At 63.5% G+C, this 10,497-nt stretch carries 10 protein-coding genes and 3 tRNA genes; 8 read left to right on the plus strand and 5 right to left on the minus strand.

Going from position 1 to position 10,497, the window contains the following annotated elements:
• Positions 1-109 precede the first annotated feature (109 nt).
• From G4O04_04015 to G4O04_04035, 5 genes are all read left to right on the plus strand, one after another.
• A complete protein-coding gene (locus tag G4O04_04015) occupies positions 110-973 on the plus strand; it encodes a carbon-nitrogen hydrolase (protein HEY57692.1) in 864 nt (287 codons plus the stop codon).
• Positions 974-975: 2 nt separating this feature from the next.
• Positions 976-1,806, plus strand: coding sequence for an NAD+ synthase (locus G4O04_04020; GenBank protein ID HEY57693.1), 831 nt, complete (start codon positions 976-978; stop codon positions 1,804-1,806).
• Between the two features lie 142 nt (positions 1,807-1,948).
• A complete protein-coding gene (locus tag G4O04_04025; GenBank protein ID HEY57694.1) occupies positions 1,949-2,353 on the plus strand; it encodes an MFS transporter in 405 nt (134 codons plus the stop codon).
• Positions 2,354-2,520: 167 nt separating this feature from the next.
• A complete protein-coding gene (locus tag G4O04_04030; protein ID HEY57695.1) occupies positions 2,521-2,940 on the plus strand; it encodes a GntR family transcriptional regulator in 420 nt (139 codons plus the stop codon).
• Between the two features lie 4 nt (positions 2,941-2,944).
• Positions 2,945-3,601 carry a DUF1648 domain-containing protein gene (locus G4O04_04035; protein ID HEY57696.1) on the plus strand — a complete coding sequence of 219 codons (657 nt, stop codon included), beginning with the start codon at positions 2,945-2,947 and terminating at the stop codon, positions 3,599-3,601.
• A 72-nt stretch (positions 3,602-3,673) separates the two neighbouring features.
• On the opposite strand, the gene G4O04_04040 is transcribed toward G4O04_04035, so the two are convergent.
• The 3 genes from G4O04_04040 to G4O04_04050 all read right to left on the minus strand — a co-directional run bounded on the left by G4O04_04040 (position 3,674) and on the right by G4O04_04050 (position 3,979).
• Positions 3,674-3,745 (minus strand) — tRNA-Cys (locus tag G4O04_04040).
• A gap of 76 nt (positions 3,746-3,821) precedes the next feature.
• Positions 3,822-3,894: transfer RNA gene (locus G4O04_04045), tRNA-Gly, on the minus strand.
• Between the two features lie 12 nt (positions 3,895-3,906).
• Positions 3,907-3,979 (minus strand) — tRNA-Phe (locus G4O04_04050).
• Positions 3,980-4,121: 142 nt separating this feature from the next.
• On the opposite strand from G4O04_04050, the gene G4O04_04055 reads away from it, so the two are divergent.
• Together G4O04_04055 and G4O04_04060 are read left to right on the plus strand one after the other, a co-directional pair.
• A complete protein-coding gene (locus tag G4O04_04055; GenBank protein ID HEY57697.1) occupies positions 4,122-5,054 on the plus strand; it encodes a GTPase Era in 933 nt (310 codons plus the stop codon).
• A 638-nt stretch (positions 5,055-5,692) separates the two neighbouring features.
• A complete protein-coding gene (locus tag G4O04_04060) occupies positions 5,693-6,097 on the plus strand; it encodes a DUF4332 domain-containing protein (protein HEY57698.1) in 405 nt (134 codons plus the stop codon).
• Between the two features lie 69 nt (positions 6,098-6,166).
• Here the strand turns inward: G4O04_04060 and G4O04_04065 are convergent, their stop codons facing one another.
• Positions 6,167-7,210 carry a hypothetical protein gene (locus G4O04_04065; protein HEY57699.1) on the minus strand — a complete coding sequence of 348 codons (1,044 nt, stop codon included), beginning with the start codon at positions 7,208-7,210 and terminating at the stop codon, positions 6,167-6,169.
• A 15-nt stretch (positions 7,211-7,225) separates the two neighbouring features.
• Positions 7,226-9,268, minus strand: a complete 2,043-nt coding sequence (locus tag G4O04_04070) for an ABC-F family ATP-binding cassette domain-containing protein (protein HEY57700.1) — start codon at positions 9,266-9,268, stop codon at positions 7,226-7,228.
• 96 nt (positions 9,269-9,364) lie between these two features.
• Between G4O04_04070 and G4O04_04075 the strand changes: the two genes are divergently transcribed.
• Positions 9,365-10,497: LCP family protein (locus G4O04_04075; GenBank protein HEY57701.1), on the plus strand; the 1,133-nt coding region annotated here is incomplete at its 3' end.

Consider the following 10,497-nt stretch of genomic DNA (forward strand, 5'->3'; position numbering starts at 1 on the left):
TGCGAGCCGATCCCGTCTTCCGATGGGGCGGGGTTCCGGCGGATTTTTGGGCCGCCGCAGGGATGGTCCTCCTGGGAACGGCCCTCACCTTGTGGTCGCGGAGCGAACGATGAAATTCACCCTGGCTCTGGCGCAAATCGCCACCAAACTGGGGGACGTGGAAGCCAATCTGGAGAAACACCTGGCCTACATCCGTGAGGCCCAAGCCCAGGGGGCCGACTTGATCGTGTTCCCCGAACTGTCGCTGACCGGCTATGTGGTGCAGGACCTGGCCCCCTGGGTGGCCCGCCGCCCCACAGGCGAAGACCCCATTTTCGGGCCCCTGCTGGAAGCCAGTCGGCGGCTGGACATGGTGGTGGGCTTCGTGGACGAAGATCCGCGAAGCCGCTTTTACATTGCCGCCGCCTATCTCTCCGGGGGGCAGGTGGTGCATGTGCACCACAAGGTGTATCTGCCCACCTACGGCCTGTTCGACGAAGGGCGTTTCTTTGCCTGGGGCGACGCGGTGCGGGCCTTTGATACGCGCTTCGGGCGCATGGGCATCCTGATTTGTGAGGACTTCTGGCACGCCTCGCCGCCCTACCTCCTCTGGCTAGACGGCGCCGATGTGTTGCTCTTCACCTCGGCCTCGCCAGGCCGCGGCCTGACCGAGGCCCCGCAACTGGAATCGGCCCGCTGGGTGGAACACATCAACCGCGCCTACGCCAGCCTGTTCACCGTGTTCGTGGCCCATAGCAACCGCGTGGGCTTTGAGGACGGGCTGAACTTCTGGGGCGGCTCCACCGTGTTTGCACCCGACGGGAGTTTGCTGACCCAGGCTTCCTACTTCGAGGAGGCGCTGATGCTGCAAGAAGTGGATTTGCGCGAACTGCACCGCGTGCGGGCACGGCTACCCCTCCTGCGCGATGAACGCACCGCGTTGATGCAGCGGGAACTGGAACGCATCCTGGCCCAGCACGGCACCCGGAGGTAACCATGGCCCCCGAAATCAACCTAAAGATCAACACCAACCTGGCCCGGCGCATTCTCACCGGGTTCATCCGCAGCGAGATCACCCGCGTTGGCCTTTCGCGGGCCATTGTGGGCCTTTCGGGCGGTGTGGACTCGGCCCTGGTGTGCTTTTTGGCCGCCGAGGCCCTGGGCCCTGAGAACGTGCTCGCCGTGCGGATGCCCTACCGCACCTCCTCTCAAGCCTCCCTCGATCACGCCCAACTGGTCATTGAGGCCACCGGTGTGCACGCGCTGACAGTGGACATCACGCCCATGGTAGAACCGTACTTCGAGCGCTTCCCCGAGATGGACAAACGCCGACGGGGCAACATGATGGCCCGCGCGCGGATGATGGTGCTTTATGACCAGTCGGCAGCCTTCGGCGGCCTGGTCGTGGGTACGGGCAACAAGACCGAAATCCTGTTGGGTTACTCCACGCTTTACGGCGACTCGGCCTACGCCATCAACCCCATCGGCGACCTGTACAAGACCCAGGTGTGGCAACTGGCCGAGGCCATGGAGGTGCCCGAGGTCATCGTGCGCAAGCCCCCCACCGCCGATTTGTGGCAGGGGCAAACTGACGAGGCCGAACTGGGCTTTACCTACCGCGAGGTGGACCGTCTGCTTTACCTGCTGGTGGACAAGCGCTACACCCCCGAGGAGTGCATCGAGGCAGGTTTCACACCGGACTTCGTCCACGCCGTGGTGGAACGGGTGCGGCGCAATCACTTCAAGCGGCTGATGCCCCCCATCGCCAAACTGAGCAACCGCACCATCGGTTACGACTTCCTTTACTTGAGGGACTGGGGGACTTGAAGCGTGCCCGGATGCCCAGATGCCCGGTGCCGGGATGGGCCGAGGCGCTGGCGACCTGCCGTGCCCCAGGCCGGGTATCCGGGTTTTCCGGTGCCACCGATGGATGGTCAAAACCTTGACACCCGGATTTCAAGGATCGCCCATGACCTTTGGCTTTCCTCCCGCTTTGCGCGAACGCCGCTTTGTCATCTTTTGGCTGGGCCTGATGGTCTCCGTGGCCGGGTCCCGAATGCAGTTCTGGGGCCTGGCGCTGGCCCTCACCGGGGCCACCGACACCGTCAGCATGGTCATCCGCAACACCATCCGTCAGTTGCAAACCCCCGACGAACTGCGTGGGCGCATGACCAGCATCAACCAGATCTTCTTCGTCGACGGGCCGCAACCGGGGGAACTGGAAGCCGGGCTGGCGGCCCAGATGTTGGGCGCGCCCCTGGCTGTGGTGACCGACGGCCTGGGCTGCATCCTCGCCGTGGGCTGGATCGCCAAACGCTGGCCGCAACTGCTGCGCTACAACGGCGACGAGCCCATCCTGGCCGGGGCGGGGTAAGCCTGGCGCGCCTTTTGCCATGGGCCCTCCCCCTGCCCAGAGAGGCAGACGATACAAGACGCTGCGCGGCCACCCCACGCAGCGTCTTGTTTCTTTCCCCCTCTTGACAACCTGCCCCCATGGGGATACAATGAGACTGAGATACAAAGATACACTCAGAGGGGCTCATGAACTGGAAAACGCGTCTTCGCCTTTCCTGGGCCGACCGCCAGAGTTGGGCCGAGCAAATCCGCGACCAGTTGCGGACGATGATTCAGAGCGGCCAACTGGAGCCGGGGCAACGCCTTCCCCCGGTACGCGAACTGGCCCAGGCCCTGGGCGTCCATTTCAACACCGTGGCCCGGGCCTACCGCTTGCTGGCCCAGGAGGGATGGATCGCCTTACGCCACGGACGCGGCGCATATGTCCGCGACGCCCAGCCCGAGCCCTGGGCTCAAGAAGCCCTGGAGGACCTGGCCCGGCGCTTTGTCGAGCAGGCCGCCTGGTTCGGTTTCGACGCTCCGGCCATCCGAGAGGCCCTGGAAGCGGCCCTCCAGCAACGCTTTCCAATGCCCTCCGAACCTCAAACCACCCAACCCAGGAGGTGAAGGGATGAGGCTTTCCCGAGGTGTGCGCGTGAGTGTGCTCGTTATGCTGCTGGTGGCGTGGGGCCTGACCTGGTGGGCCTATCCTCGCATGCCAGCGCAGATGGTCACCCACTGGGGCCTGGMAGGRCAACCCAACGATTGGATGCCYCGCCTGTGGGGCACCCTGATYGGCCCGCTCACGCTGACCATCMTYGCCCTGCTGTATTTCGGGTTGATTCCGGCCATCGAACCYTGGCGCGAAAACCTGCAGCGTTTCTGGGAGGTGTACACCCAGACCGGGCTGGCGTTGCTCCTCTTCCTCCTCCTGCTCCACGGTTACACCATCGCCTGGAAYCTGGGCTATCTYTGGGACATTCGCCGGTTCATCGGCGTCCTCATGGGACTGCTATTCGCCGCCCTGGCCCGCTTGCTGCTCCACRCGCGCCCCAACTGGTTCATCGGCATCCGCACACCCTGGACATTRAGCAGCCCCTGGGTGTGGCRGCAGGTGCATCGCCAYGGCGCMTACRCCCTTGCCGCCATCGCGCTGCTCTGGCTGTTGGGCRCGCTCTGGCCCYTCCTCTTGACCGTGGCCCTGGCYGCCACCCTGCTTTGGGCCSTCGGGTTGATYGCGTACTCCTACTGGCTCTACCAGCGGAAAGCCCGCGCCGGGGCYCCATAGGCGCTCGTGTTNNNCTNTCCCCGCAAAACACACAAGCCCCCCAGGWCTCTCTGGGGGGCTTGTTCTCTGCYAAGGCGACGGCGGGATTCGAACCCGCGAATCAGGGCTTTGCAGGCCCCTGCCTTACCACTTGGCTACGTCGCCAGATAAAATTTGGCTGAGGGCAAATGACCACGATCACGGTGCCACCTGCCCTCAGCCATTTGCCCTTCCCTAACTGAGCGGGCGACGGGACTTGAACCCGCGACCTTCTCCTTGGCAAGGAGGCGTTCTACCAACTGAACTACGCCCGCATCGTTCCTAGGTGGCGAAGGCCGGAATCGAACCGGCGACACAGGGATTTTCAGTCCCCTGCTCTACCAACTGAGCTACCTCGCCACCTTGCGTCCCGATTTTAACCGTGATAAAAGCCCTTGTCAAGGGAGCGACCTGTTTCTGCCCAACCCCGCACCCCAGGCCCCCTTTTGACCGGGATAAGGTAGAATAAAACCACACCGCACCCACCCCACGGAGGAAAACCATGGCTCTTCCCCAGGACACCGAAATCACCACCAAAGCCGGATATGTAGCCATTGCCGGACGCCCCAATGTGGGTAAATCCACCCTCATCAACACCCTGCTGGGCCAGAAAATTGCGGCGGTTTCCCCCAAGCCGCAGACCACCCGCAAACGCCAACTGGGCATTCTGACCGAGCCCCGGGGCCAAATCATCTTCATCGACACGCCCGGCATCCATAAACCGCTGCACAAATTGGGCAAAGCGATGAACTGGGAGGCGGTGCAGGCCTTTGAAGACGCCGATGTGGTGCTCTTCATGGTGGATGTCAGCCGCCCTCCCCACCCCGAAGATGAACTGGTGGCCCAGCGCATTCAAGAAGGCGCGCCTAACCTGCCCGTGGTGCTGGCCCTTAACAAAGCCGACGCCGTGGCGGAAGATGTCCTTCAGGCACGGCGCGAGGCCTACGAAGCCCTGGCACCCCAGGCCAGGCCGGTGGTCATCTCGGCACTCACCGGCCAGGGGTTGGACGCCCTGTTGGCCCTGCTGTTCGATTTGCTGCCCGTCAGCCCACCCTACTACGACGACGAAACCCTGACCGACCTCTACGAACGCGACATCGCCGCCGACCTCATCCGCGAAGCCGCCCTGCTGCACCTGCGGGACGAAGTGCCCCACAGCATCGCCGTGCGCATTGACGAGTACAAAGAACGCGGCGAGCACGGCGCGTACATCGCCGCCACGCTCTTCGTCGAGCGCGATTCGCAGAAGGGCATCGTCATCGGCAAAGGGGGCAGCATGTTGAAACAAATCGGTACCACTGCCCGCCAGGCCATTGAGGCCATGAGCGGCCGCAAGGTCTTCCTCGACCTGCGGGTCAAGGTGAGTAAAAACTGGCGCAACAACGCGAGCACCCTGCGGCGATTCGGCTATCGCCTTCCCCCGGAGCGTCCGTGATGCCCTTCCCCCTTGGCCGCTCCTGGCCGCGGGGCTGGTCATGCGCCACCGGCCCGCCACCACCCAGAGCGGTCGGTGCCTCGGCACCTCACCGAACCCGGCGTCATCCTCGCCGTGCTTGCACGGCTGGGCATATGGGGAAGCAAGGTTTTTCTCCTAGCCCTGCTTTTTCCCTTGTGGGCCACATTTTCTTGTGCCTCCAGAGAACGGTTCACGGCAAGATGGGAGTCTTTCTCCCAGCCGTCTGGCCTATGGCTGGTGCTTTCCAGGTTCAGGGCAGACCCCTCCAGCGTGGGGCCGTGGTTCGTGCTGCACATCGCGATGTGGAGCAGCACACGCTTTTAGCGCAACCCAGCGACCGCCCTGCACCTCTGCGAGCAGAAAGCGCGGCGCACTGCCGTGGGCCTGTACGCCCTCCATGCTCTGGGTCACCATCCGCACCTGGCAGCAGGGATGGCGCGCTGCGCATCAGCCTGGGCGCCGCCCCATATTCACCTCAGACGCCCTGCTGATGGGGCCTTCTGCCGTACACGGTCTCGCAGGTAGTGAACCGTCCGTCTCTTGGTATAATTTTCCCATCATTCTCACACCGCTCCACGGCCAGAGGAGCGGAACATCCCCAGACAAGGAGGAGGATCATGCCCCGGTTAGAAATCATCGAAGGCATCGGCCCGGTGTACGCCGCCAAATTACGCGAAGCCGGGATCGCCACCACTGAAGCGCTTTGGAAGAAAGGCGCCAGCCGTCAAGGGCGCAAGGAACTCGCCGCCAGGACCGGCCTCAGCGAAGGCCAGATCCTGGAATGGGTGAACCATGCCGACCTGTTCCGCATCAAAGGCATCGGCCCTGAATACGCCGACTTGCTGGAAGCCGCCGGGGTGGACACGGTGCCCGAACTGGCTCAGCGCAACCCTGACAACCTGTACCAAAAACTCATCGAGGTCAACGCCACCAAAAAACTGGTGCGCCGCTTGCCCACCCTGGACATGGTCAAGGATTGGGTTGCCCAGGCCAAGGCCCTGCCCCGCGTCATCGAATACTGAACCCCCGCTTCCCAAAGGCAAAAAAGCGATGGAGGAAACCTCCATCGCTTTTTTTGCCCCAGAGGCGGTTCACGGTGCCACCTCTCCACGCAACGCCTGTTGCAGCCACTCACGGTAGGCGTCATTCCAAAGCAACACAAACGCTTTGCTGGGAGGGGCTTCCTTCTCCTTGGGAATGGCCCAGATGTACACCTCGCCTTTCGTCTGGGTGAGCAAATCCACGGGCACAGCGTAGAATACCGGTTGGTGGTTCTGGGAAGCCATCACTCCCAACAAACAGGTGGCCCGGGCCAGATCCTCCGCGGTCAAATTGGAAAGTTGCATCCGCTTGAAGGATTCCAAGATTTGCGGCAGTTGTTCCAAAGTTTCGCTCTGCAACAGGCTCTTCAGCACGCCTTTGAGCAACCAGGACTGGCGCTGAATGCGCACAAAGTCGTTGCTATCCATGCGGATGCGAGCAAGTTTGAGCGCATCCCGACCGTTCAGCCAATGCTGCCCGGCGCTGAAGTTGGCGTGGGTGTTCTTGTCCTGCAGAGGGTAGGGGAAATACACCGGAACGCCGCCGATGGCGTCAATAAAACGGGCAAACCCCTCCGCCCCCACCACCAGATAGCGATCCACATGGATGCCGAAATTCTCCTCGATGGTGGCCGCCAACTGCAAGGCCCCCGATTCCGGCGGCGCATCCCACACAAAGTTCCTCGTACCCAAGAAGTAGGCTGAGTTGAGTTTCACCGGGCTGTGATAAGGAGCACTTTGGGGGAGATCCACACGCAAATCTCGCGGCAGGGGGACCACCCGCACGGCAGGATCCACGAAGTCCAGGTAAACCAACCGAACGGCATCGGCCATGCTGTACAGATTGGGGTAAGCCCCCACGACGAGCACGGTCAGCGAGCGCACATGGCCGCACACCGGCGCAGGGGTGGGGGTAAAGGTGGGCGTCGGCGTAAGGGTGGGCGTGGGGGACTGCGTTGGGGTGGGCGTCGAGGTCAGGACCGGGGTGGAGGTCGGCCGAGGCGTCGCCGTGGGCGATGCGGGCGGCGCGGCGCAGCCGGCGAGCAGCCAGCCCAGCACAAGCAACCCTACCATCCGTCGTAAGAGAGCCCTCATGGTTCACCTCCTCACCTAAGAGACACCTAACCGCCGATGGAGGTCTTCCCAAGCGGCGTAATGGGCTTCCAGTTTCTTTTGCAAAGTCGCATAAGTCTCCCCCAGCCGGCGCACTTCCTGGGGATCTTCAGGCGGGCGGGCCAGGCGCTCTTCCAGTTGAGCGAGTTCCTCTTCCAACGCACCAATTTCCTCTTCCAGGGCCACAATGCGTCGCTCCAGTTTGCGCCGCTCGTTCTTGGACAGCGGAGCGGGGCCGGACCGTTGAGGCGGTCCCGCTTCCCGGGGCGCGGTACCACCTCGGGGTTCCTGTTCCTGCATCTCCCCGGTCTGGAGCTCCGCCCGTTGGGTGCGGTATTCCTCGTAGGTCCCGGCGAAGACCACCAGGTGGGCCTCGTCAGGCAAGATTTCCCAGATTTGGGTCGCCAGGGCCTGAATCAGGTAACGGTCATGGGAGACCAATAAAATCGTGCCGGGATACTCGGCCAGTACGGTTTGCAAGGCCTCCTGGGCGGGGATATCGAGGTGATTGGTAGGCTCGTCAAGAAGCAGGAAATTGGCTCCCCTGAGGGCCAGTTTGGCCAGCGCCAGACGGCCCCGCTCCCCGCCGGAGAGCACGGCCACAGGCTTGGCGATATCGTCGCCGCGGAAGAGGTAGCGGGCCAGGTGGTCCCGGGCCTGGGCCGGGGTGAGGTGAGGCGCAGCGGTGAGCAGTTCGTCCAGCACCGTATGGCGGGGGTTGAGGTCGGCGGCGGCTTGGGCGAAGTACCCGATACGCAGCGAGGCGCCCAACTGCACCTGACCGGCATAGGGCGGCACCTGACCGAGAACAGTCTTGAGGAAAGTGGTCTTACCTGCGCCGTTGGGGCCGATGAGGGCCGCGCATTCACCCCGGCGCAGGGTCAAATCGGGCACGCGAAAGAGCGGACGCGGGACGTCGGGGTATCCGACCACCAGGTCGTAGGTCCGCAGCACCAGATCTCCCGAACGGGCACCATGCCCCAGGCGAATCTTGGGCCGTGGCGGGCGCGCATCGGGAAATCGCAAGGCCTTGAGCCGCGCTTCGGCTTCGGCCACGGTGAAGGTGTCGGCGTGGAGATCCAGTTCGGCGCTCAAACGGCTCCAGGCCACATCTTCCAAAGCCCGCAAACCGCCTTTCTCCAGAGCCAGGATGGCGCGACTCAGGCGGCGCAGTTTCCCCTTGGCCTGGGCCGTGTTTTGCCCGGCGATGTGCCGTTTGATGTGATCCAGATCTTTGTGCAACCGGGCGATCTCGGCCACAAAGCGATCCCGTCGCTCCTGCCAGCGTTGTTCCCGCTGGCTCAAATAAGCCGTGTAATTGCCGCGGTAAACCTCCATGCCGTGGGGGCTCAACTCCCAGATGGTTTGGGCGATCTGATCGAGAAAATAGCGGTCGTGAGAGACAAAGAGCAGCGCACCGGGAAAAGCCCGCAGATAGCCTTCGAGAAACTCCACGGCCTGCAAATCGAGATGGTTGGTCGGTTCGTCGAGGATGAGCAAATCGGGCTCTTCCAGGAGCAACCGGGCCAGATGAGCGCGGATGCGCTGGCCGCCGGAAAGATGGGCCAATGGACGATGCCATTCCTCCGCGGCAAAGCCCAGACCATGCAACACACGGTGCACACGCGCCGGGTAGGTGTACCCTCCCCGCTGCTCGAACTGGGCCTGGAGCCGACCGTAGCGCGCCAGCAGCCGCTCATCCGTGGGGGCCTTTCCCAAGGCCGTCTCCAGCTCGTGCAGCCGGGCCTCCATGCGGCGCAACTCGGCAAAAGCCTGCAACGCCAGGTCGTACAAGGTGCCCTGCGCCTGAAAGTCAGCGTTTTGCGGGAGGTGCCCGATACGTAAACCTCTGGCCCGTTGCACCCGCCCCTCGCTGGGGCTTTCTTCACCCACCAGGATGCGCAACAAGGTGGTCTTGCCGCTGCCGTTGGGCCCCACAAGACCGATGCGGGCCTTTCTGGGGACGCTCAGGCTGACCCCCTGGAAGAGGTCCAGCGCCCCAAAGGATTTCGCCAGGTTCTGTGCAGTAAGCAAGGCCATGATGGCTAATTATACCTGGGAGGCCGCAGGCAGCCCCGGCACGGAGGTTGCACCCCTGCTGCCAAGGCATGATATACTCAAGCCTCAGGGAGAGCCATGAGAACGCCAACCGCATCCCCACGCACCCGACGGCGCACCTCGCATCGATCCTGGTGGGCTGAATTTCGTGCACGCCCCACCTGGAAACTGGACCTGGCGCTGGGCACCATCGGCGCGCTGATGGTGCTCATCGTGGCCGTGGCCGCCATGCTCTTGTGGCGCTGGTGGACCTCCCCATTGGACACGCCCCCAACGCCCCACGCTGCCCAACCAAAGGCCCAGGCCGGGTTGCCCATCGACCCGACCGCCTTGGCCGCCCTCCCCACCGCCATGCCCAACGCCCCCCTCCCGCCTCAACCCTGGGACGGCCACAGTCGGGTCAATCTACTCCTGATGGGCGTGGATACCCGCGTGTGGGACTCCAACTGGGGCGCGCCTCGGGCCGACACTCTGATCCTGCTCACTTTGGAGCCCGCCACGCAAACCGGGGGCATGCTTTCCATCCCGCGGGACCTGTTCGTCGAGATTCCCGGCTTCGGTTACGGCAAGATCAACACGGCTTACGCCATCGGACAGGGCAACTTCGGCGAGTGGGGGGGCGCTACACTGACCGTACACACCGTGGAGCGCCTGCTGAGGGTCTCCATCCCGTACTTCGCCGTGGTGGATTTTCGCTCTTTCGTGCTACTCGTGGACGCCATGGGCGGCGTCAAAGTGGACATCCCCGAAACCATCGTGGTGGACATCCAGACGGCCCAAGGCTACAAGTCGATCCGGCTCAACCCCGGCCGCCAGACCATCAACGGCCAGATGGCGTTGGCCTACGCCCGCAGCCGCGCCAAGCCGGTCAACGGCCTGGACGGCGATTTTGGGCGCATGTACCGCCAGCGCCTCATCCTCATGGGGATGCTCAACCGCCTGAAAGAGCCCTGGGCGTGGAAACGCCTCACCGCCCAGGCCCCTTTCCTCTACCACGAACTTACCCAATCGCTGAAGACCAACGTCCGCCCTCAGGATGCTGTGGCCTGGGCGCGCATCGTAGCTAACATGCGGCAGGACCACATCACGACCCTGACCATCGGCCACGGCCAGACCACAGCCGCTTTCTACAACGGGATGTACATCCTGCGCCCGGACATCGAGGCCATCTCCGCACTCCGCGATCAATTATTCGCCCCCCCGTACCCCAC

This window comes from Anaerolineae bacterium (assembly GCA_011176535.1).
Taxonomy (GTDB): domain Bacteria; phylum Chloroflexota; class Anaerolineae; order Anaerolineales; family DRMV01; genus DUEP01.